24 protein-coding genes and 1 pseudogene are annotated in these 22,266 nt (G+C 62.9%); 18 read left to right on the top strand and 7 right to left on the bottom strand.

Annotated elements, in window-relative coordinates; genetic code table 11:
* Positions 1-82 precede the first annotated feature (82 nt).
* From NKH03_RS13930 to NKH03_RS13895, 8 genes are all read left to right on the top strand, one after another.
* Positions 83-610 (top strand): flavin reductase, encoded by a 528-nt coding sequence (locus tag NKH03_RS13930; RefSeq protein WP_352968807.1) that lies wholly within the window; start codon positions 83-85, stop codon positions 608-610.
* A complete protein-coding gene (locus tag NKH03_RS13925; protein WP_013532114.1) occupies positions 607-1,536 on the top strand; it encodes an AAA family ATPase in 930 nt (309 codons plus the stop codon). The genes NKH03_RS13930 and NKH03_RS13925 overlap by 4 nt, the downstream gene beginning before the upstream one ends.
* 3 nt (positions 1,537-1,539) lie before the next feature.
* The gene (locus NKH03_RS13920) at positions 1,540-2,784 is read left to right on the top strand and encodes a vWA domain-containing protein (protein ID WP_352864034.1); all 1,245 of its coding nucleotides are present in this window, start codon (positions 1,540-1,542) and stop codon (positions 2,782-2,784) included.
* 50 nt (positions 2,785-2,834) lie between these two features.
* Positions 2,835-3,173, top strand: a complete 339-nt coding sequence (locus NKH03_RS13915) for an XdhC family protein (RefSeq protein WP_352877241.1) — start codon at positions 2,835-2,837, stop codon at positions 3,171-3,173.
* Between the two features lie 6 nt (positions 3,174-3,179).
* Complete coding sequence (locus NKH03_RS13910) at positions 3,180-3,884, top strand: XdhC family protein (RefSeq protein WP_352877243.1); 705 nt, start codon at positions 3,180-3,182, stop codon at positions 3,882-3,884.
* Positions 3,881-5,491, top strand: coding sequence for an NTP transferase domain-containing protein (locus NKH03_RS13905; protein WP_352968806.1), 1,611 nt, complete (start codon positions 3,881-3,883; stop codon positions 5,489-5,491). Before NKH03_RS13910 ends, NKH03_RS13905 begins: the two co-directional genes overlap by 4 nt.
* Before the next feature lie 254 nt (positions 5,492-5,745).
* Positions 5,746-6,600, top strand: coding sequence for an alpha/beta hydrolase (locus NKH03_RS13900; RefSeq protein WP_502913516.1), 855 nt, complete (start codon positions 5,746-5,748; stop codon positions 6,598-6,600).
* Positions 6,601-6,673: 73 nt separating this feature from the next.
* Positions 6,674-7,873: an epoxide hydrolase family protein gene (locus NKH03_RS13895; RefSeq protein ID WP_352968805.1), complete on the top strand. Its 1,200-nt coding sequence runs from the start codon at positions 6,674-6,676 to the stop codon at positions 7,871-7,873.
* Between the two features lie 45 nt (positions 7,874-7,918).
* Here the strand turns inward: NKH03_RS13895 and NKH03_RS13890 are convergent, their stop codons facing one another.
* Positions 7,919-8,971, bottom strand: a complete 1,053-nt coding sequence (locus NKH03_RS13890) for a DUF1176 domain-containing protein (RefSeq protein WP_352968804.1) — start codon at positions 8,969-8,971, stop codon at positions 7,919-7,921.
* 137 nt (positions 8,972-9,108) lie between these two features.
* On the opposite strand from NKH03_RS13890, the gene NKH03_RS13885 reads away from it, so the two are divergent.
* Positions 9,109-9,615, top strand: a complete 507-nt coding sequence (locus tag NKH03_RS13885) for a DUF1993 domain-containing protein (RefSeq protein ID WP_352968803.1) — start codon at positions 9,109-9,111, stop codon at positions 9,613-9,615.
* 55 nt (positions 9,616-9,670) lie between these two features.
* Here NKH03_RS13885 and NKH03_RS13880 read toward each other — a convergent pair whose 3' ends face one another.
* Entirely contained in the window at positions 9,671-9,835 is a 165-nt protein-coding gene (locus NKH03_RS13880; protein WP_352968802.1) for a hypothetical protein, read from the bottom strand.
* A gap of 393 nt (positions 9,836-10,228) precedes the next feature.
* Between NKH03_RS13880 and NKH03_RS13875 the strand changes: the two genes are divergently transcribed.
* The 3 genes from NKH03_RS13875 to NKH03_RS13865 all read left to right on the top strand — a co-directional run bounded on the left by NKH03_RS13875 (position 10,229) and on the right by NKH03_RS13865 (position 13,195).
* Entirely contained in the window at positions 10,229-10,702 is a 474-nt protein-coding gene (locus tag NKH03_RS13875; protein ID WP_056594422.1) for a hypothetical protein, read from the top strand.
* Between the two features lie 108 nt (positions 10,703-10,810).
* Entirely contained in the window at positions 10,811-11,878 is a 1,068-nt protein-coding gene (locus NKH03_RS13870; protein WP_352864053.1) for an aldo/keto reductase, read from the top strand.
* A gap of 51 nt (positions 11,879-11,929) precedes the next feature.
* Positions 11,930-13,195: a cysteine desulfurase-like protein gene (locus tag NKH03_RS13865; RefSeq protein WP_352968801.1), complete on the top strand. Its 1,266-nt coding sequence runs from the start codon at positions 11,930-11,932 to the stop codon at positions 13,193-13,195.
* Positions 13,196-13,213: 18 nt separating this feature from the next.
* On the opposite strand, the gene NKH03_RS13860 is transcribed toward NKH03_RS13865, so the two are convergent.
* From NKH03_RS13860 to NKH03_RS13840, 5 genes are read right to left on the bottom strand one after another with little or no spacing between them, the layout of a single operon-like run.
* The gene (locus NKH03_RS13860) at positions 13,214-14,242 is read right to left on the bottom strand and encodes a histone deacetylase family protein (protein ID WP_352968800.1); all 1,029 of its coding nucleotides are present in this window, start codon (positions 14,240-14,242) and stop codon (positions 13,214-13,216) included.
* Positions 14,239-14,754, bottom strand: a complete 516-nt coding sequence (locus NKH03_RS13855) for a GNAT family N-acetyltransferase (RefSeq protein WP_352877368.1) — start codon at positions 14,752-14,754, stop codon at positions 14,239-14,241. The genes NKH03_RS13860 and NKH03_RS13855 overlap by 4 nt, the downstream gene beginning before the upstream one ends.
* A 12-nt stretch (positions 14,755-14,766) precedes the next feature.
* Entirely contained in the window at positions 14,767-15,696 is a 930-nt protein-coding gene (kce, locus tag NKH03_RS13850; RefSeq protein ID WP_352968799.1) for a 3,5-dioxohexanoate:acetyl-CoA acetone transferase, read from the bottom strand.
* 4 nt (positions 15,697-15,700) lie between these two features.
* The gene (locus NKH03_RS13845; RefSeq protein WP_352968798.1) at positions 15,701-17,086 is read right to left on the bottom strand and encodes an aminotransferase family protein; all 1,386 of its coding nucleotides are present in this window, start codon (positions 17,084-17,086) and stop codon (positions 15,701-15,703) included.
* A 1-nt stretch (position 17,087) separates the two neighbouring features.
* The gene (locus NKH03_RS13840; RefSeq protein WP_352968797.1) at positions 17,088-18,731 is read right to left on the bottom strand and encodes a N,N-dimethylformamidase beta subunit family domain-containing protein; all 1,644 of its coding nucleotides are present in this window, start codon (positions 18,729-18,731) and stop codon (positions 17,088-17,090) included.
* Positions 18,732-18,885: 154 nt separating this feature from the next.
* On the opposite strand from NKH03_RS13840, the gene NKH03_RS13835 reads away from it, so the two are divergent.
* The 6 genes and pseudogenes from NKH03_RS13835 to NKH03_RS13810 form a co-directional block, all read left to right on the top strand.
* Positions 18,886-19,134 (top strand): ParB N-terminal domain-containing protein, encoded by a 249-nt coding sequence (locus tag NKH03_RS13835; protein ID WP_013532091.1) that lies wholly within the window; start codon positions 18,886-18,888, stop codon positions 19,132-19,134.
* A 276-nt stretch (positions 19,135-19,410) separates the two neighbouring features.
* A complete protein-coding gene (locus tag NKH03_RS13830; protein WP_352877267.1) occupies positions 19,411-19,896 on the top strand; it encodes an SRPBCC family protein in 486 nt (161 codons plus the stop codon).
* Positions 19,897-19,953: 57 nt separating this feature from the next.
* Positions 19,954-20,910 (top strand): alpha/beta fold hydrolase, encoded by a 957-nt coding sequence (locus NKH03_RS13825; RefSeq protein WP_352968796.1) that lies wholly within the window; start codon positions 19,954-19,956, stop codon positions 20,908-20,910.
* Between the two features lie 189 nt (positions 20,911-21,099).
* Positions 21,100-21,498, top strand: coding sequence for a GFA family protein (locus tag NKH03_RS13820; protein ID WP_352864076.1), 399 nt, complete (start codon positions 21,100-21,102; stop codon positions 21,496-21,498).
* 140 nt (positions 21,499-21,638) lie between these two features.
* Positions 21,639-21,836: a hypothetical protein gene (locus NKH03_RS13815; RefSeq protein WP_352968795.1), complete on the top strand. Its 198-nt coding sequence runs from the start codon at positions 21,639-21,641 to the stop codon at positions 21,834-21,836.
* Positions 21,837-22,027: 191 nt separating this feature from the next.
* Positions 22,028-22,140: pseudogene (locus NKH03_RS13810) on the top strand (undecaprenyl-diphosphatase); the annotation flags it as partial.
* Positions 22,141-22,266: the final 126 nt, after the last annotated feature.

Here is a 22,266-nt window from a genome sequence, read left to right as displayed (position 1 = left end):
GGATATGGCTCAAGCACTTCGCTTGTGGCGGGCTATGTATGGCCATATATGTCGGTGGGATCCTGACCATGGAAAATATACGGTGCTGAAGAAGAACGACATTGGGCCGCAGGCCTACCGCGACGCGATGAGCCATTTTGCCGGCCATGTCCATGTTGTCACCACCGATGGGCCGGCCGGCAAGCGCGGCGCGACGGTGATCGCGGCCTGTTCCGTCTCGGACACGCCCCCAACCATTCTGGTCTGCCTCAACCGTGAAAATCCCAAGAATGAGCCATTCGTAAAAAACGGAAGATTTGCCTTGAACACCCTGGCTTCTCATCAGGAGCCGCTGTCGGTCGGGTTTTCCGGCATGACCGGCCTGCCGGTCGAGGAGCGTTTCGCGCTCGGCGAATGGGACGTGATCTCGACTGGCGCGCCGACGCTGAAGGGCGCGCTCGCCGTGTTCGACTGCGAACTGATCGACACCAAGGACCTCGCCACCCATCGTGTGCTTTTTGGCAAGGTGACAGGCCTGCGGATGGGCGATAATTTGCGGCCGCTGATCTACCACGCTCGCGGCTACCACGTTCTGGAAAGCGGAGCGCCGGCGTTCACGGAGAAAGAATGACCGAGCTGAAACCGCGCGCCGCGCCGCGGACGATCGACGAGACGCTCGATCTCTTGACCGGCGCGGACTATGTGGCGGACCGGTCGCTGGCGACCGTGCTGTTCCTGTCGTTGCGCATGAAGCGGCCGCTGTTCCTCGAGGGCGAGGCCGGCGTCGGCAAGACCGAGATCGCCAAGGTGCTGGCGCAGGCGCTCGGCCGCCGGCTGATCCGCCTGCAGTGCTATGAAGGCCTCGACGTCTCGTCTGCCGTCTATGAGTGGAACTATGCCGCGCAGATGATCGAGATCCGCATGGAGGAGGCGGCCGGCAAGGTCGAGCGCTCCGCCATGGAGCGCAACGTCTTCTCCGAAAAATACCTGATCCGCCGCCCGGTGCTCGATGCGCTGACCGGCAAGGCGGGGGCTGCTCCGGTCTTTTTGATCGACGAGCTCGACCGCACCGACGAGGCCTTCGAAGCCTTCCTGCTCGAAATCCTGTCCGACTTCCAGGTCACGGTGCCTGAACTCGGCACCATCAAGGCGGAAGAGCCGCCGATCGTCATCATCACCACCAACCGCACCCGCGAGATCCACGACGCGCTGAAGCGGCGCTGCCTCTATCACTGGGTCGACTATCCCAATGCCGAGCGCGAGCTGGAAATCGTGCGCCGCAAGGTGCCGCAAGCCAATCAACGGCTTTCGGCCGAAGTGGTCTCCTTCATCCAGAAGCTGCGCCAGATCGAGCTGTTCAAGGTGCCGGGTGTCGCCGAGACCATCGACTGGGCCGGCGCGCTGACCGAGCTCGACAAGGTGGCGCTCGATCCTGAAACCGTCTCCGACACGATCGGCGTGCTGCTGAAATATCAGGACGACATTGCCCGTATCGAACAGGGCGAAGGCCGGCGCATCCTCAACGAGGTGAAGGCCGAGCTTTCGGCAGCGGAGTAGGCGATGCCGAACCAGGAGCCGAAAGAAGCGAAGGCCGACGGGCGGATCGCCGACAACATCGTCTATTTCGCCCGCATTCTGCGCAAGTCCGGCATGAGGGTCGGGCCGGCTTCGGTCAAGGACGCCATCGAGGCGGTGCTGGTCGCCGGCATCGGCTCGCGGGATGATTTCTACTGGACGCTGCACGCCGTGCTGGTGTCGCGGCACGAGGACCACGCCACTTTCGACGAAGCCTTCCGGCTGTTCTGGAAATCGCGCGAGCTGATTGAAAAGATGCTGGCGATGTTTTCGCCGGTGGCGCCTGATGTCAGGGAGAAGCAGAAGCCGCGCGCCGCCGAGAACCGTGTCAGCCAGGCGATGTTCGAAGGCCATCAGAAGAACCAGCCGGCCCAGGAAATTCCCGAGATCGAGGTCGACGCCCGCTTCACTTTTTCCGGCAATGAGGTGCTGCGCGGCAAGGACTTTGCCCAGATGAATGCGGCCGAGATGGCTGACGCCAAGAAGGCGATCGCCCAGTTGCGGCTGCCTTTCGACATGGTGCGGACGCGGCGTTTCAAGGCCGATGCGCATGGCCGTCGCGTCGATCCGCGCGCCATGATGCGCTCAGCGGCGCGCACCGGCGGTGAACTGATCCTGCCGAAATTCCGCTCAGCTCGCGAGGTTCATCCGCCGCTGGTTGTGCTGGCCGACATTTCCGGCTCGATGAGCCAGTACACGCGCATTTTCCTGCATTTCCTGCATGCGCTGACGGAAAAACGCCGGCGTGTGCACACGTTCGTTTTCGGCACCCGGCTCACCAACCTGACCCGGCAGATGCGTCATCGCGACCCCGATGCCGCCCTTGCCGATTGTTCGACGGCGGTCAGGGACTGGTCGGGAGGCACCCGCATCGGCGACACGCTGGCCGAGTTCAACCTGATATGGTCGCGGCGCGTGCTGGGGCAGGGCGCGGTCGTGCTTCTGATCACCGACGGACTGGAGCGCGACGATGTCGCCGGACTGTCGGAGGAAATGGAGCGCCTGCACAAATCCTGCCGGCGGCTGATCTGGCTGAACCCGCTGCTGCGCTTCGACGGTTTCCAGGCGCGCGCCCGCGGCGTCAAGGCGATGCTGCCGCATGTCGACGAGTTTCGCTCGGTGCACAATCTCGATGCGCTGGCCGATCTCTGCGCGTCGCTGGACAAGAAGTCGGCACAATCCGTTGATCCGCGCCGATGGCTGGAAGCTGGCGCGAGGCACGCCGCATAGCCATATGTTCGCCAGTTCTTTAGGAAAAACAGACCCTGAGAGAAGCAACGATGAGCGACAGCATTTATCTGGATGAGGCCCGCGACCCCCTGATCATCGCGGAGGGCTGGATGAAGGACGGCAAGGACGTGGCCATCGCGACAGTGGTCGAGACCTGGGGATCGGCGCCTCGTCCCGTAGGCAGCCATCTGGTCATCGATGCGGACGGCAATTTCCACGGCTCCGTCTCGGGCGGCTGCGTCGAAGGCGCTGTGGTGACGGAAGCCATCGACGTCATCGACAGCGGCAAGGCAAGAATGCTGGAATTCGGCGTTGCCGATGAAGCCGCCTGGCAGGTCGGCCTGTCCTGTGGCGGCCGCATCAAGGTGTATGTGGAAAGACTGGGTTGATCTCGGATGGATCCCTATGCCTTAAAAACTTTGAACGCCGAACGCCGCGCCCGCCGCGCGGCGATCCTTGTCACCGATCTCGGTGATGGCCGCGACCGCATCGTGCGCGAGGGCGATCAGGTCGCCGGCGATCTCGGCGCCGCGATCGCCAGGACGTTCCGCACTGGCAATTCCGGTTCGGTCGAAGCCGAGGGGCGAACCTTCTTTCTCAATGCGCACCTGCCACAGCCGCGTCTGGTCGTCATTGGCGCTGTCCATATCAGCCAGGCGCTGGCGCCGATGGCGAAAATCGCCGGCTACCCCGTGGAGATCATCGATCCCCGCACCGCTTTCGCCACCCCGGATCGCTTTCCCGACGTGGCGCTCCATGCCGAATGGCCGGAGGATGTGCTGAAGCGCCAGCCGCTCGACAGCTACACGGCGCTGGCCGCCGTCACCCATGATCCGAAGATCGATGATTTCGCCCTGAAGGCCGCGCTCGACGCCAACTGTTTCTATGTCGGAGCGCTCGGCAGCAGGAAGACGCATGCCAAGCGTGTCGAGCGCCTGCTGGCGCTGGGCGCAACCGCCGACCAGATCGCCCGTATTCATGCGCCGATCGGACTCGACATAGGTGCTGCCAGCCCGGCTGAGATCGCAGTTGCGGTGCTGGCGCAAGCGATCCACGCCTTCCGTTCGCGCGGTGTGGAAGCCAAAGGCGCGGCAGCGTGAAGTTCGGATCGATCCCGATCGAGGCGGCTGAAGGCGCGGTGCTGGCGCATGCCACCACCGCTGGTGAACGCCGCTTCCGCAAGGCGCATAGGCTGAACGCCGAAGACGTGGTGCTGCTGCGGGCCGCCGGTATTTCTGAGGTCGTTGCGGCCGTGCTGGCCGCCGACGACCTCAGCGAGGATGCCGCCGCGCAGGCGATCGCTGACAGCATGGCCTTTCGCGGCATCGAGGCCAGGTCGGCCGCGACCGGGCGGGTCAATCTCCATGCCAGCGCGTCGGGCATCTTCACGGTCGATGCCGCGATGGTTGACGCCATCAATGCCATAGATCCGGCCATCACCATCGCCACGTTGGCGCAGCATGCGCCGGTCGAGAAAGGCCAGATGGTCGCGACGGTGAAGATTATTCCGTTCGCGGTCAGTTCAGCCCTGGTCGACGCCGCGACAAAAATTTGCGCGGGCGGCGAGATCTTTGCCGTCAATGCCTACCAGGCGGTGCGTGTCGGCGTCATCCAGACGGTTCTGCCGGGCATCAAGCCTGGAGTGCTCGACAAGACGCTGCGCGTCACCGAGGCCCGGCTGGCGCGCACGGGCGGCAGGCTGACGGCGGAGCGCCGTACGCCGCATGAAATCGCACCGGTGGCGGAAGCCGCGGCCTCCCTGGCGCGCGACAACGACATGGTGGTGATCTTCGGCGCCTCGGCAATGAGCGATTTCGCCGATGTCGTTCCAGCCGCCATCGAGAGGGCGGGCGGTACTGTCATCCGCGCGGGCATGCCGGTCGATCCCGGCAATCTGCTGGTGCTCGGCACACTTGATGGCAAGCGCGTCATCGGCGCGCCCGGCTGCGCCCGCAGCCCCAAGGAGAACGGCTTCGACTGGGTGCTGGATCGGTTGATCGCCGGCCTTGATGTGACCGCCAAGGATATCGCCGGCATGGGGGTCGGCGGGCTGCTGATGGAAATCCCGACGCGGCCGCAGCCGCGCGAACCGCTGCCGGCCAAAAGCCAGCTTAAGGTCGGCATCGTGCTGCTAGCGGCTGGCCGGTCGAGCCGCATGGGTGGACCGAACAAGCTGCTGGCGCTGTTCGATGGCAAGCCGCTGGTGCGCCGCACCGCCGAGCGGGCGTTCGGCTCGAAGGCGTCTAACACGATTGTCGTCACCGGCCACCAGCGCGAGCGGGTGCGCGCGGCGCTGGCGGGCCTCGACGTGACCTTCGCCGACAATCCCGATTTTAGCGAAGGCCTGTCCACCTCGCTGAAAACCGGCATTGCCTATCTGCCGGAAGACTCCGCCGGTGTAATGATCGTTCTCGGCGACATGCCGGGTATCGCGTCCGATGACCTCGACAGGTTGATCGATGCCTTCCGCAAGGCCGGCGGCAATTCGGTGGTCCGCGCCTCACATAATGGCAAACGCGGCAACCCGGTGCTTTTGCCGCGTTCGCTATTCCCGGCGATCGCCCATCTCGAAGGCGATACCGGCGCACGCCATCTGGTCGAGACCGAAGGGCTCGATGTCATCGATGTCGAGATCGGTACGGCGGCGTCTGTCGATGTCGACACACGCGAGGCGCTGGAAGGCGCCGGCGGCGTGCTGCAGGATTGACAAACCCAAGCCGAATTACGCATGCCTTGGGCATGGCTACTCGCTTCCTTCCCTCTGCGTTTGCGCTTTTACCCCCCTCTGGCCTGCCGGCCATCTCCCCCTCAAGGGGAGAGATCGGCAGCTTCGATGGCGGCGTCCATCTTGCAACTTTGGAGATTGGCGAAAGCCAAAGGCGCATCCAATCTCTCCCCTTGAGGGGGAGATGGCCGGCAGGTCAGAGGGGGGCGGTCACGCTCCATGCCTTTCTGATTTCGATATTTTTCTTGTTTTCTGCCGGTTACGCCACCGCTCTCGAGCTAAAGCCCTTCAAGGACGATCTCTTCGCCTATCCGGCCACGCTGTCGTCCGACACCAATGGCGCCTACACCGTCATCGACTATCGCGAGATGCGCGACATCAACCAGCGTGACCAGGTCCCGGAGCGCCGGGTGCACGCCCAATACACCGACACCGGCGTTCGCAAGGTGCAGCAGGATCTGCTCTTGAAGACCGATGCCGGCGATGTCAGGCATATTGCCGTCGGCAAGACCGAGGGCGCCGGCATCATCGTGCTTTACCTGCACGGGCAGGGCGGCAGCCGCAAGCAGGGCGTCGACGACTTCACCTTCGGCGGTAATTTCAACCGGCTCAAGAACCTGATGGCCGGCAATGGCGGCCTCTATCTCAGTCCGGACTTTTCCGATTTCGGCGACACCGGCGCGGCGCAGGTCGCGGCCCTGATCAATCACTATGCCGAGCAATCGCCGGGCGCGAAGATCTTCGTCGCCTGTGGCTCGATGGGCGGCGCCCTGTGCTGGAAGCTTGCCGCCCGCAACGATACCGGCCGGCGCATCAACGGGCTGCTGCTGCTCGGTTCGCTATGGGACGAGAGTTTCCTGGCAAGCCCCGCCTTCCGGCGCCATGTCCCGATCTTCTTCGGTCAAGGCAGCCATGACGTGGTTTTCCCGGTGGAAAAGCAGGAAGCCTTCTTCCGCTCGATCATCGCCAGATCGAAAGCCTATCCCTATCCGACGCGTTTCGTCCGTTTCGAGACCGGCACCCATGGCACGCCGATCCGCATGATCGACTGGCGCGGCACGCTCAACTGGATGCTGTCGAAGGCGCCCTGATGTATATCGGCCAAAGTGCAGTGGGTTTGGCGGTCATTGCTCGGCCGATATCCTCTTGCTGGTGTAGGCTGATATGATCCAACAGCTCGGAAGCACGACGATGGACGTTCGCCCCTTCAATATCCAGATTCCGAACGAACAACTTGAGGATCTCCAGGACCGTCTTCACGCAACGCGATGGCCAGTTTCTCTAAACGAAACAGGCTGGAACGATGGGGCCGACCTGCCGTTCATGGGGCGCCTTGCGGATTACTGGCGAGATCGCTTCGACTGGAGAGCGCAAGAGGCGCGGCTGAACCGGCTGCCGCAATATCTGGCTAGGGTGAACAACCTGGACGTCCATTTTGTCCACCAGCCAGGCACCGGACCGGCGCCGCTGCCGCTGATCATCACGCATGGCTGGCCCGGTTCCTTCATCGAAATGGAACACATCATTCCATTGCTGACGGACCCATCTGCCCATGGTGGTGACCCAGCCGACGCTTTCCACGTCGTGGTTCCCTCCTTGCCCGGATACGGCTTCTCGCAGGCGCCGACGGAACCAGGCTTCCACTCCGGCCGCATCGCGGAGCTATGGGTGCAGTTGATGTGCGGGCTCGGCTATGACCGCTTCGCTTGCCAGGGCGGCGACATCGGCGCGGGCGTCTCCGCCTGGATGGCGCGGCTCCTTCCTGAAAATGTGCTTGGCGTCCACGTCAATTACATTCCCGGGAGCTATCGGCCACCCTTGGGTGCAGCTCAGCCACCTGTCACCGTTGAGGAACAGGCCTTTCTGGACAAGGCTGCGGCCTGGACGGCTACGGAGGGTGCCTATGCCCATCTGCAGGGCACGAAGCCTCAGACGCTCGCTTATGCGCTGACTGACTCGCCGGTCGGTCTCGCGGCCTGGATGATCGAAAAGTTCCGTTCCTGGAGCGATTGCGACGGTGACGTGGAACGCGCCTTTGGCATGGACGCGCTCCTTACGGACGTTTCTCTCTACTGGTTCACCAATGCGCTCACCTCGTCCTTGCGGCTCTACAAGGAGAATCGGCTCTCCCCTCTTGCGTTCAAGGCTCTGGAGCGCGTTTCGCCGCCGCTTGGGGTAGCGCTTTTCCCCCGCGAGTTGCCAATGCCGCCGCGCTCCTGGGTGGCGAGGGTCTTCGACGTGCAGCGATGGACGCCGATGCCGCGAGGCGGCCATTTCGCTGCGCTGGAGGAACCGAATCTTCTGGTCCAGGACATTCGCGCCTTCTTTCGGCCGATGCGTTCGCGGCCTGAAACGAGAAGGTGAAAGCGAAGGACGGGTCGAACGCGGCGTTCTTGATTTGAGTCTTCCCTACGGCGCGGTGTTGTAGTCGACAACCGTCTGCGGATTTTCCTCGCCGTCATAGGACGCATCGACGTCGTACTGGACCAGCGAAAAATCACCGTTGCGGAACAGATATGTGCCGGAGTCGGAGGCATCGCCGATGCCGCGCCATTTGTTGAACGTGGTGATCGTATGGGCGTCCGGGTCATAGTCGGAATTGGTGGCCCATCCCGTGGTGTGGAAGCCGATCACCGTCACGCTCAACAGCTTGCCGTCACTGTCGTTGTTCTCGTAGCGGATATCGGTCTCCGGTTCGGCGAACTGCAATTGCCGCACGCCGTCCACCTCATCCGTCATGTAGTAGACCGAGCTTTCATTGTAGGCGGCGGCCGAACACGAAAAATGAAACAGCCGCGTTTCCTTGTCAGGATCGCCGGGCTGCGCATTCCTGTCCTTGTATTTGATCGAAAAGCCCTCCGGCTCATTGGCCAGGAACTGCTTGTCGCACTGGTCGCCATAGGTCGCCAGAAAGGCCTTCCTGGCCTGCTCCAGTGCCGTGTCCTTCTTCGGCGGTGGCGGCCCGTCGCCGCAGCTTGGCGGCAGCGCCTCCTCGAAATCAGCGGTGGAGGGTTTCAGCGCGCCTTTTTCGATATGGATCGGATCGAAGGGTGGCGCCGCCTGGATCTGCGCATTCACCTGGCGCAGCGTATAGCAGCCGGCAAAGACCTTCTCGCCGCCGGTCTTGTCGGTGGCGCGGATGGCGACGGGGACGTTGTAGAAAATGCTGCCGGCTGCACCTTCGTCCGAAACGGCCCCGGTCTCGACCTCGACCTTGTCGGTCCCGTCATAGCCCTTGACGAAACTGTCGAAATCCTTTGCCGGCTTCGTATCGCCGAAATAGCCCCAGGCGCGGGCGAATTCATGCCGGTTGATGGCGCTGTAGAGCGAGCGGACGACCGCCTCGGCGCTCGACCTGTCGTCGATATAGGGCGCTTCGGGCGCATCTTCGGCGGCCAATGCCGTCTGGCCGATCGGGGCAAGGGAGAGAAAGGCAGTCGCTGCGAAAAGGGCGCGTCTCATCGGGAATCTCCGCTCGATAGGAGAGTCTACTATGGCGATTGCGGCAACGTGGTGGCGCTGGTTCGGCGGTCTTGAAGAATCGTGCGCGAAGGCGCTACGTCGCATCCGCCGGCGTTCGGCCGGACAGGAGATTTGACGTGACCATATCGATGTATGAGGCATCCGTGCCTGTGTTCTCAGTCAGGCTGAAAGCACTTTCCAATGTGCTTGCGACCGCCGAACAGAATGCGATTGACCGCAAGATCGACCCGCAGGTGTTTTTGACGTCGCGGCTGGCGCCCGACATGTATGCTCTGACCCGGCAGGTGCAGATCGCCACCGACCATGCCAAGGGTGCGCCGTCGCGGCTCGCCGGCCGCGAGGTGCCCAGATACGAGGACAACGAGGCGAGTTTCGCCGATGTCCAGGCGCGCATCACGAAGACCCTGGACCTTCTGGCGACATTCTCGGCGGACGAGTTCGACGGTTCGGATGACAAGATCATCGAACTGAAGCTTGGCGGACGCGAAAGCTCGATGCCCGGCATGCAGTATCTGCTGCATGTGGCCATGCCCAACTTCTATTTTCACCTCACCACGGCTTACGACATCCTTCGCCACAACGGCGTGCCGCTGGGCAAGGCGACGTTCCTGGGAGCGCGTTGAGGATTGAGTTTCGAGATGTCCCGTGGAGGCCGGGACATCTCGCGACGGTATACGCCTAACGAATGGACATTTCGCGGGCAATGCGTGGAAAGTCGGCCGGTTTGATACCGATGTCGGCGCGGTCGGCATTGCTCATCGCATGGAGCAGTGCGAGCGCGGATCGGTATCTCAGATGCTCCTGCGGCCGCGGCCGGGCGAACATTTCAATGAAGAAACCCATAATTCAAGCCCCTGGTTGGTCCTCCACGGCCGCCAATATAGGTGAATCGTGACAATTGTGCAGTGCAGCATTTGCATGCCAGCCATGTGCTGGTGATTTCTTCGGCCATATTTTGCAACGGACTGAAACTTTTGCACGGCGAGCCCCGCAGGCTCGAATGCTGGCTACATGGCCGGTTTTTCCTCGCCACTCCTGGCGAATTCCGGATGCATGAAAGTGCGTTCCGGCTTTTTGTCCGGGATTGCGGTGTCCGAGCATCAATCCAGGCAATGCTAAATTCGTTAAGATCGATGGCATGCATTTTTAACGAGCCGATTCTATGCTTCGACACCCGGATAGTCTGGCAAGGAGGAGGCTGACATCGCGACTGGCACCAAGCGGGATTTCGCTTCGTTGCTCGACGACCTCTTCGTCGCTTCCGACAAGGGCGACGGGATCGAGGGCGAGGAGGCCGGTGCGCGTCCATCCATCCCGTTCGACTATCTCTCGGTGGCCGATGAACTCCATTCCGGCCGCATCAAGGTTTCTGGCAGCGGCTTTGCCACCGAATATCGCGAGGCGGGTGCTGATCTGGCGACCGAATTCGCCGCCTTGCTCGATCATGCCAAACTGGCTCTCGCCGGCGAAGAGCCAAAGCCCGAGGAGAAGCTGCCGCCGATCGATCCGGAATCCATCGCCGTCGAACTTGGCCTCAATCAGCCCAAGCAGGTCGCCGATTTCAGCCGCATGCGCCGCAGCTTTGCCTTCGCCAATCATCCCGACCGTGTCGCACCGCATCTGCGCCAGCGCGCCATGATCCGCATGCAGGTGGCCAACATGCTGATCGACGAGGCCAAGCGCCGCGCGCTGGCCGGTGCTCGCCGCTAACGTAGCTTGTTCACGCAAAAGTCGGTCTGGCGAGGCTTGGAGAGCGCCTCTGCTTTGGGACTTCCTCCCCGCGCTGCCGCGCACGCTTTTCCTCCGGAGCAGAATCCCATGCACAAACGCCGTCTCGGTCGGACCGATCTTCTTGTTAGCCAAATCTGCCTGGGCTCCATGACCTGGGGCCAGCAGAACACAGAGGCCGAAGGCCACGCCCAGATGGACCTGGCTTTCTCGCGCGGCGTCAATTTCATCGACACCGCCGAACTCTACCCGATCCCGCCCAAGGCGGAGACGCAAGGGTGGACCGAAAAGATCATCGGCAGCTGGATGAAAGCCAACCGCAACCGCGACAAGGTGATCCTTGCCTCCAAGGTCGTCGGCCGCACGGCCAACCGGTGGTTTCGCGGCGACAGGCCATCGCAATTGGTGCGCGCCGATATTTTTGACGCCATCGAGAAATCGCTGGCCAAGCTCGGCACCGACTACATCGACCTCTACCAGATCCATTGGCCGGAGCGGGACATTCCCTGGGGCGCCAATCCGACGCGCGTCGGCGCCGTATCGCCGCGCGCCGATTCTGTGGGCGCGCCGGCCGACGAAACACCGATCGCCGAGACGCTCGCCGTGTTCGACGAACTGGTGAAGGTGGGAAAGATCCGCCATTTCGGCCTGTCGAACGAGAGTTCCTGGGGCGTGATGCGGTTCCTTGCCGAGGCTGACAAGGGTATCGGCCCGCGCGTCGCGTCGATCCAGAACGCCTACAATCTCGTCAACCGCACCTTCGAGGTGAACCTCGCCGAGGTCTGCGAGCGCGAGCAGGTGTCGCTGCTCCCCTATTCGCCGCTGGCGCAAGGCTACCTCACCGGCAAATACGACCATGGCGCGCGTCCGCAGGGGTCGCGTTCGCAACTGTTCAACCGCGGCCAGCGCTACGAGACACCAGGTGCCGCCGAAGCCCAGCTCGAATACAATGAGTTGGCGCGCTCCTTTGGCCTAGAGCCGGCATTGTTTGCCAATGCCTATGTCTCAAGTCGGCCCTTCGTCACCTCCAACATCGTCGGCGCGACGACCATTTCGCAGCTCGACATGGCGCTGTCTTCCGTCGATGTCGTCTGGACCGAGGAGATGCAGAAGGCGGTGGATGCGATCCACCAGCGGGTCGGCAATCCCTGTCCCTGAACGGGATCGGATGTGGCCGAATACTCGATAATTCCAAGGGAGCGGGCGACAATGAATTTTCCGGTCGAGACAGTGCGTCAAAAGTTTCCGGCTCTTTCCTTGACCGATAAGGGCCGCCGCCGCATCTATCTCGACAACCCTGCCGGCACGCAGGTGCCGCAAGCCGTCGCGGACGCCGTGTCGCGCTGTCTCCTGACCACCAATGCTAATCTCGGCGGCTATTTCGAAACGACGGTTGCCGCGCAGGCCGTCGTCGACGAGGCGCACGCGGCAATGGCCGATTTCCTTGGCGCCGCAAGCACCGAGGAGATCATAATCGGCGCCAACATGACGACGCTGACCTATCACATGTCGCGCACGCTTGGCCGGACGATGCAGCCTGGCGACGAGATCATCCTCACCCGCATGGACCACGAGGGCAACGTCTCACCCTGGCTGCAACTGGCCGAGGACCTCGGCCTCGTCGTGCGCTGGCTGCCGTTCGACGAAAAGAGCTGGCAGGTCGAAGAGGCGACGCTGGCCCCGCTGCTTACGGATAGGACCCGGCTGGTCGCGTTGAACTACGCCAGCAACCTGACCGGCTCGATCAACCGGGTGAAGGCGCTGACCGCCATCTCCAGGAATGCCGGCGCCATTGTCTATGTCGACGCCGTGCAGTTCGCTCCGCACGGCTTGATCGACGTGCAGGACATCGGCTGCGATTTCCTGATCTGCTCGGCCTACAAATTCTTCGGTCCGCATATGGGCATATTGTGGGGCCGGCGCGACGTCATCGATGGTCTGAAACCTTACAAGTGCCGTTGCTCGTCCAATGACCTGCCGGAGCGGTTTGAACTGGGCACGCCGCAGATCGAGCTGATGGCCGGCCTCACCGCCGCCGTCGATTACTTTGCCGATCTCGGCGCCGCTGCGGGCGAGGGCGGTTCGAGAAGGCGGAAGATCGCCAAGGCGTTCGACGTCTCGACCGCCTACGAGAACCCGCTGGCGCAACGGCTGGTCGATGGCCTGTCCGATATCGGGGGCTTGACCATCCACGGCATCACCGATCCGAAGCAGCTTGGCGATCGCGTGCCGACCGTGTCCTTCACGGTCGACGGCATCGTGCCCGAAACGATCGTGCGGCAGATGAACGCCGAAAACATCTTCCTGTGGTCCGGCCACAACTATGCCTGGGAGATCGTCCACCAGCTCGGCATTCCGGCCGAGCAAGGCGTCGTGCGCATCGGCATCGCCCACTACAACACATCTGCCGAAATCGACGAGACGCTGGAGAGCGTGCATCGGGTGATTGCGATGCTCAGACAACAGCGCTCCTGACGCACTGTCAGGGCAAAATCACCGCGCCTTGCCGCCGAAGCCGGTGAGGAAGGCGGTGAGATTGTCGCCGAGCTCATCGCAGAGATAACCGCCTTCCTGGACGATGACCGTCGGCAGGCCGAGCTTTGCGATGGCCTCGCCGATGCGCGAGAAGCCCGGTGTCGTCACCGCAAGTCCGCCGAACGGGTCGCCCTCGAACGCGTCGAGGCCGAGCGCCACGACCAGCGCGTCGGGCGAAAAGGCACGGATGCGCTGGAACGCCACCTCTAGCGATTCCAGAAACGCCGCATCAGTGGATTTGCGCAGCAGCGGCAGGTTGAAATTGTAGCCGAGGCCAGGCCCTTCGCCGCGCTCGTCGGCGTGGCCCCAGAAGAACGGATAGAAGCGCACCGGATCGGCATGCAGCGAGACGGTGAGAACATCAGGCCGTGAATAGAAGATGCCTTGCGTGCCGTTGCCGTGATGCAGGTCGACATCGAGGATCGTTACCCGCGCCGCCTGCTTGCGCAAGACCTGCGCGGCGACGGCCGAGTTGTTGATGAAACAGAAGCCGCCGGCGACATCGGCAAAGGCGTGATGGCCGGGCGGGCGGCACAGCGCGTAGGCGGCCGGTGCGCCTGATATCACCGCCTCGGCGGCTTCGACCGCGCTCCAGGCGCTCCACAGCGCGCTCTGCCATGTCTCGCCCGAGATCGGGCAAGCGGTATCGGCCATGTGGTAGCCGGCCTGACCGACCGCCGAGGCCGGATAGGAGCCGTTGCGCGCGATCGGGTGGATGTTGGGGATCACTTCGGCCGACGCGCCCTCGATGCGCTGCCAGCGAGCGTGGATATGTTCGAGGAAATGCAGATATTCCGGTGTATGCACCGCCGCGACCGGGCCGAGCCCATGATTGCGCGGCCGCTCGATCGTGCAGCCTGCGGATTTTGCGCCGGCTAGCAATCTCTCGACGCGCTCCGGCTTTTCCGGATTGGGCTGCGCCGCACCGCTCGAAAGAAATGCCTTGGGGTCGTGGCGCTTCTGCTCCTCGGCGTAGAAGGCTTTCATTCCTGCTCCCCATTCTCGGTCGCGTCGGCGAAGGCAAAGAAGGCCTCGCCGATGATCTTCTGCGTCTGCTCATAGCTCGACCAGGCGATGCCCAGCCTTTCATAAAAGACCTTGGCGCCCTCATTGTCGGTGTCGACGGACAGTCTGAGATAGGCGCCGCCCTCTTTCCGGCACCGCGCCGCAACGTGCCGCAGCAGCCGCTCGCCGATCTTGCGGCCGCGAAAACGGTCCTCGACATAGAGGTCCTGCACATAGACGCCAGGCCGCCCCATCCAGGTCGAAAAGATCGGGAAATACAGGCAGAGACCGGCGAACTCGCCGCCGACCTCGGCGATCAACGTCGAGAAAGCTGGCTTTTCGCCAAAGCCGTAGCGGCGGAGATCATCAGCGGTGGACGTGATCTCCTCATGCGCGCCGATATGGGTGCCGAGGCGCAAGAGTGCGGCATGGATGGTTTCGGCGTCATCAAGGGTTCCGGGGCGAAGCCGGACGTCATTGGCTGATGGATTGATCACGGTCGTCTCTCAAAACGCCACCCGGTCGCCGCCCTTGAGGGCCAGCATGTCGCGCGCTTCGGCGGGCGTGGCGACCTCCAGCGAGAGCCCGTCGAGAATGCCACGGATGCGGCGCACCTGGCCGGCATTGGATTTCGCCAGCTGGCGGCCGTCATAAAGACTGTCCTCCAGCCCGACACGGACATTACCGCCCATGGCTGCTGCGATCGAGATCAGCGGCATCTGATTGCGGCCGGCGGCCAGCACCGAGAACTGGTAGCTGTCGCCGAACAATTTGTCTGCGATGCGCTTCATGTGGACGAGATTGTCAGGGTCGGCGCCGATGCCACCCAATATGCCCAGCACGAACTGGATGAACAGCGGTCCCGACACCAGGCCCCGGTCGCGGAAATGCGCCAGCGAGTAGAGATGGCCGACATCGTAGCACTCGAATTCGAAGCGCGTGCCGCAGCCCTTGCCCAGCCTCTCCAGCACGCCTTCCATATCGGCGAAGGTGTTCTTGAAGATGGTGTCCCGCGTCGCTTCCAGCAGCTTGGGCTCCCATTCGTGCTGCCATTCCCGTGGCTTGTCGAGCATGGGAAACAGCGCGAAATTCATCGAGCCCATGTTGAGGGAGCACATCTCCGGCTCGGTCCTGAGCGGTGCAGCTAGCCGCTGATCCAGCGTCATCAGCGACGAGCCGCCCGTGGTGATGTTGATCACCGCATCCGTCGCCTGCTTGATGCGCGGCAGGAACTGCATGTAGACATCCGGATCGGCGGTTGGGCGGCCATCCCTGGGGTCGCGGGCGTGCAGATGCAGGATCGAAGCGCCGGCTTCGGCCGCGGCGATCGCGTCGGTGGCGATCTGGTCCGGCGTCACCGGCAGATAGGGCGACATAGACGGCGTGTGGACCGAGCCGGTGACGGCGCAGGTGATGATGACCTTTCTCGGCGCCATTCTTCTACCCCCGACCTTCGACCGGCAGGTCGAGCTCGGAAGCGAGAACGTCCAGCGAGTCGCCGATGATGGAGACGATCTCGCCGACCTGCTCCCTGGTGACGATCATCGGCGGCGCGACCATGAAATTGTCGCCGTCGACGCCGCCCTTGACCCTGCGGCCATAGATGATCAGCCCGCGTTCATAGGCGAGGTCGAGCAGCCGCTGCGTGGCCTTCCTGGTCTGGTCCATCGGTCGGAGCGTCTCGGGATCGGCAACCATCTGGGCGCCGGTGAGCAGGCCCTTGCCGCGCACGTCGGCGATGAATGGAAACCGTTTCGCCAGCCTCTTCAGCCCGTCCATCAGCACGTCGCCCATGGCAGCCGCATTGGCGATCAGGTCAAGCCGGTCCATTTCACCGAGCACCGCAAGCCCTGCGGCGCAGGCCAGCGGATTGCCGGCGTAGGTGTGGCCGTGCTGGAAGCCGCCCGAGGCGAGCAGCGGCTGCACCAGCCGCATCGGTGCCGCCAGCGCGCCAAGCGGCACATAGCCCGAGCCAAGTCCCTTGGACAGCGCGACGATGTCGGGCTTGCAGTTCCAGTGATCGCCGCCGAGGAATTTTCCGGTGCGGCCGGCGCCGCTCATCACTTCGTCGTGGATGAGCAGGATGCCGTAGCGGTCGCAGATCTGGCGGATGCGCGGATAGTAGCTGTCAGGCGCGACCAGGGCCACGGTCGCCGCACCGCCGATCGGCTCCATGATGAAGGCGACCACGCTCTCCGGCCCTTCGGCCAGGATCTTCTCCTCCAGCATGTCGGCATATCGAATGCCGCGCTGTTCCATCGAAAGATTGTCGCGGTCGCGCCAGGCGTTCGGCGCCGGCACGGTCGGCATCACCCGCATCATCGGCTCGAAAGTTTCGGCAAGTGCATCGTCGCCGGTAATCGAGAGCGAACCCAGCGTGCCGCCATGATAGGAGGGGAAGCGCGTGATCACCTTCCAGCGGCTGGCCTGGCCGGTGGCGACGGCCCATTGCCGCGCAAGCTTGAGGCAGGATTCTGTCGCCTCCGAGCCGCCCGAGACGAAGAAGATGCGGTCCATGCCTTCCGGCAGCTTGCCGGCGAGTTCCCGCGCAAGCTCCTCCGCCGGCTCGTTCTCGAAATGCAGCCGATAGGCGAAGGTGGCGCGGTCCATCTGCCGCTTCATGGCATCCAGCACGTTGCGGTTGGAATGGCCGATATTGGCGACCATCGGGCCGCTCGATCCGTCGATGAAGCGGCGGCCGTCCTGCGTCCACATGTAGATGCCTTCGGCGCGGTCGATCAGCGGCCGGCGCAGGCTGGACAGATAGAACAGGTGCGATTCTCGCCGAGCTTCGGTGTCTTGAGCGGCGGTCTGGGTTTTCGACATGTCAGGACTTTCCGAGGTAACGATCGAGGACATTTTTTGTGACGCGTTCGACCATCGGGTCCTGTCTTAGCAGGCCTGCGACCCATTCGCAGCTTCCGGCGTGGAACACCTCGCCCTTGCCGCGCGGGAAGTTGACGATCATGCCATTGCCCCGTTTGACTTTTTCCAGATTGGCGTCGCTCGCCTCGCCAAACAGCGTTTCGGCGGTGAAGCGCCCATCCTCGTCGGTGAGGAACTGGTCCTCGATCGGGATATCGGCGCTTTCCTCGACCTGGCTGGCCATTCCGACGGCGAGAACCTGGAGGCCATCAGGTGCGCCGCTTTTGGCCGTGGGATAGGGCAGGCCGCCGCGTATCTCGAAGTCGAGCCCGTCGACCTCATAGCCGTAGACATGGCTGTCGGCGCCCAGCAGGTCACCGTAGTAGATGCCAGTGCCGGCGAAGGCCCAGTGCTCGGGCCGGTAGACCGGAAAGCCACGCACGCCGCGCGGCGCGCAACCGCCCCAGCCGGTATAGACCCCGCGCGTCGCATTGAGCCCGAAGGTCGCCGAACCCGGCCGGCCGATTTCCGGCGCTTCCCAGGAATTGGTGGCGCGGGTGACGTCGCCGCCTGGGAGATAGGCCGGGTCTTCGGCACGCGAGCGATATTTGTAGCAGACCTGCCGGCGACCTTCGTCCTCGAGCCGCGTCTGCCACATGAAATTGCCGGCAAAGCGCGCCGCATGGCCACCGCGCCCGACATAATTGTCGACGGCATCGCGCATCTCCCAGGTCCAGTATTCGTCATGGCCGACGAAGACGGCGCAGTCGTAGCCGTCGAGAATCTCGGGCGAAAAGTGCAAATCATGCTGGCTGGCGAGATCGACCTCATAGCCGGCCCGTTCGGCGAAGCGGAAGAAGTGGCTGTCATAGCTGGCCCAGCCCGACGAAGCGTATTTCTTCGAATGGCCGGTGGCGAGCGCCCATTCCATGTGCGGATAACGCGGCACCGTCTTCGGCGGCACGGCGACTTCCAGCGGCACGCGTGGCGCGTCCTTCGGCAGCACCACGAAGCCACGGCACCATGGGCGCTGCGTCGACACGATGGGCGAATACTGGTTGCGGTCCGGCCCGGTGATGCCCTGGTAGTGGTTGGAGCCGCCCCAAGTGTTGTAGGCGAGCCAGGTGCCCGTCGCCGCCACCTGCAGCACACGGCCGGGTTTGGGGCCTGGCTGTGGGCTGACGATGAACAGATGGTGGCATTGGATCGGCTTGCCATCACGGCCATCGGCGGTCAGCGTCACCCGGTAGGCTCCGGACGGCCAGTCCGCCTCGACGCGGAATTCGAAGGACGCATCCCAGCCGCAGCCTTCGGCCGAACATTGGTCGGGCGTGTCCTGCCAGCGTGCCGCAATGCCTGCCTGCTCGAACACTTTGGTCTCCGTGCCGCCGTCGCGGACGATTGCGATATTGAACCGCGAGGCCGTCGAACTGACATGCAACGCCACCGTCTCGCCGGCGCGATAGGAAAACCGGTCGCTGTAGCACCAGATCTCGCCGCGCTCGCCATCCATGCCAGGCCACTCGTAGTAATGGCCGCGCACCGCGTGCCGGCGCTGCTCCGGCGTCAGTCCGAAATCGGGAAACTCGGTCGGCAAATGGGTCATGAACACCGGAGAAGTTCGAGGCCGCCATTTCGGCGATCTGCCGGTCCAGCGTCAAATGGAAACGATCGGGCCAGCATTCGTTAGCCGCACCCTTGGCCGCCTCCATCAAACGGACTATCTCAGGGGAGGCGGCGTTTCCGCCATGGGGATCGGCATGCTCAGAGTGCAAAAGGTCAAGGTCGACGAGATCTACGTGCCGACGGCGCGCAAGAAGACGCTGCATCCCGAGACCGTCCGCCATCTGGCCGAGGACATTCTGGAAAACGGCATGAAGACGCCGATCCAGGTTCGCCATGACGGCAAGCGCCATATCCTCGTCGAAGGCCTGCATCGGCTGGAAGCGGCCAAGTGGCTCGGCGAGACCGAGATCGAGGCCTATCTGGTGCAAGCCAAGCGTCACTGACACGTCGACAAGAACACCCAGTTTCTGGATCAAATATGCTGCCTTAATAAGTTGAATGCCCCGGCGATTGGCGGAAACGCGCCCATCGCTTCGTCATCCACGGGCGGAGCCAAGGAGCGCAGCGACGCGGCGCAGACCCGAGGATGACGAAGTTGGGTGACGCCTCGGGCCAATGGAGACGGTGCTGACATTTTTTCGCCGGCGGTGTCGGCTTGCGGTTCATCGGCTCGTCCTTGGGACGGAAGCCAGATCAAACCGACAGCCGAGGACATCTTCATGACCACCAAGCTCGACATCGCTCCCGCCAACGACCGCGAACTGGTCCTGGCTCGCATCATCGATGCGCCGCGCGAGAACGTGTACCGCTGCTGGACCGATCCGAAGCTGGTCACGCGATGGTTCTCGCCAAAGCCATGGACGACGCCGCGCGCCGAGATGGATGTGCGCAGCGGCGGCTCGAGCCTTGTCGTCATGGCTAGCCCGGACGGCAACGAATTCCCCAACCCTGGTGTTTTCCTTGAAGTCGTTCCCGGCAAGAAGATCGTCTTCACCGACGCCTACACAGAGGCTTGGGAGCCATCGGAAAAGCCGTTCATGACCGTGGTGCTGACCTTCGAGGACGAGGGCAACGGCAAGACCCGCTACATCGCTCGGGTCAGGCACTGGAGCGTCGCAGACCGCGAACAGCATGAGAAGATGGGTTTCCACGAGGGTTGGGGACAGTGCACCGACCAGCTCGAAGAACTCGCTAAAACTCTTTGATCGGCCAAACGCCTTGATCGGCATGACGCTTTGATATCGGCAGGAGAGGAGATTGATATGCTCAAAACCCTGTTTTTCGCCATTTTTGCTTCGGTCGCAGCACTCGTTGGCTGCCCGGGCACCACCAATGCAGAGGAGACAAAATCCGCCATGACGACTGAAACGAATGCACTGCCGAAGCCGGAAAAGTCCGGCCTGCTGCCGATCAACGGCCTGAACTATTATTATGCCATCTATGGCAAGGGCGAGCCGCTGCTTCTGCTGCATGGCGGTCTTGGCACCACGGATATGTTCGCGCCGATCCTGCCGAAACTTGCCGAAAACCGCACCGTCATCGGCGTCGACCTGCAGGGCCATGGCCGCACGGCACTCGGCGATCGGCCGTTCAGCCTGGAGGCGATGGGCGACGACATGGCCGCCATCGTCAAGGCGCTCGGCTACGACAAGATCGACGTCATGGGGTATTCCCTGGGCGGCGGCGTCGCATTCCGTCTTGCTGTCCAGCATCCCGAAGCGGTGCGCCGCCTCGTGCTGGTATCCACCGGCTATGCGGCCGACGGTTTCTATGACGAGATGCGCCCGCAGCAGGCGCAGGTGAGCGCGGCCGCGGCTAAGTTCATGAAGGACACGCCGATGTACAAATCCTATGTCGCGGTGGCGCCACATCCAGACGATTTCCCGAAACTGCTCGACGCGCTTGGCAATTTCATGCGCCAGAACTACGACTACTCGGCCGACGTCGCCAAGCTGAAGATGCCGGTCATGCTGGCCTATGGCGACAGCGATATGTACAAGCCCGAGCATGAGATCAAGTTTTACCAGATGCTCGGCGGCGGGCTGAAGGACGCCGGCTGGATGCGCGAGAACCTGTCGCAGAACCGGCTGGCGATCCTGCCCAACCGCACCCACTACGACGTCTTCTTCGCCCCGGAACTGACGGCCGCGGCCCTGCCTTTCCTCAATGGCGAGACCAAGGTGAAGACCTGGGACGAGGTGGTCGGCGAAACGGAATGACCGCCCAAACCGCCGGCTGTCTAGCGGCAGTCGGCGGATTTTCACGCGGTCATTACGATGGTTTCGATGTCCGGCGTCATGGCCGCCCGCATCAGCATAAGCGATGACGTTGTATCAAAGCTTTTCAATTGACCCAAACGGTCCCGCCACTAACTTGCCCCTATTCTCTCCCACCAATGGATCCAGACAATGGCAAGATATGAGGGCGGATGCCTGTGCAAGGCGGTGCGCTACCGCGCGGACGCGGCCCCGATCAATGAGCGCATTTGCCACTGCCGCGTTTGCCAGAAGGCGATCGGCGCCGCCTTCAACGCACGTGTGCTGTTTCGCATCGACGATTTGACGGTCGACGGGCCGCTGGCGACGGTAAACTCCTCGCCGGACCTCAAGCGCGGCTTTTGCCCGAACTGCGGCACGACGATGTTTTCCCGGCGTGATTCCGCGGGGATTATCGGCATCACCACCGGTTCGCTCGACGACCCCACCGTTTTCAAGCCGCAAATGCATATTTTCACGGCCTCGAAGCAGCCCTGGCTGGTGCTCGATGACGGCCTGCCGCAGTACGAAGGCGCCCCGCCGCCAGGCTAGTTTTTTCTTCGGAACGGAGGGCACTAGCCTGAACAAAATTTAATCCAAATCAACACGAGATAGCCGGCAAAGCGTCATTGGCGGGCCATCATTGTCTCCCTATTTATGGGTCGCGGGTACGGCATTCGAGGAGACGACGGATGAACGACAGCATCACCACCCTGGACGAGCTTTTGAACGATCCGATGGTCCTGCTTGTGATGGAGCGCGACCGTGTGCGCCCCGAACAGGTGCGCATGCTGCTCGAACGGGTTCGCCGGCCTTCCGTCGATGAGCCCGTTGTTCCGCCGGCTCATGTGATCGCCAGGGCATGCCAGAAACTCTGGCTCTGCCCGTAATCGCGTTGCAATTTTCCCAGTGAATCTCAGACCGGCCCAAGCTGGGTCGGTTTTCAATCGCGCGCATGCCGGCGCATCAGCTTACAAATCCGTAAAATTGATTATCTGGCCCATGACGATAAGGCTTGCCCGGGATTGATCTCGACTGGTCGGTCCGCGCAAACCCGATCTCTCATGCATGGAATTCGACATTGGCCGACATCTGCACTCAAGGCCTGGACACGGGCTTCGTCGGCCTGCCAAGGTGGCGTTCCTCGGCGTCGTGCAAGGCATCACCGAACTGCTGCCGATTTCCTCGACCGCCCAAGGGGCCTGATGCGTGTGCTGGAGCATTTCTCGGCCTGGCCGTTTGTCATCTATCGCGGGGGTGCTCGGCGTCGTCCTATTGCTGAGCGTGGCGATGGGCAGTATCGCTTGAAACGGGCTATAT

Origin of the sequence: Mesorhizobium sp. M1406, assembly GCF_040317555.1 — a bacterium.
Taxonomy (GTDB): Bacteria; Pseudomonadota; Alphaproteobacteria; order Rhizobiales; family Rhizobiaceae; genus Mesorhizobium.
The sequence above is the reverse complement of the archived record's forward strand: the minus strand, read 5'-3'. Positions and strand labels throughout refer to the sequence as shown.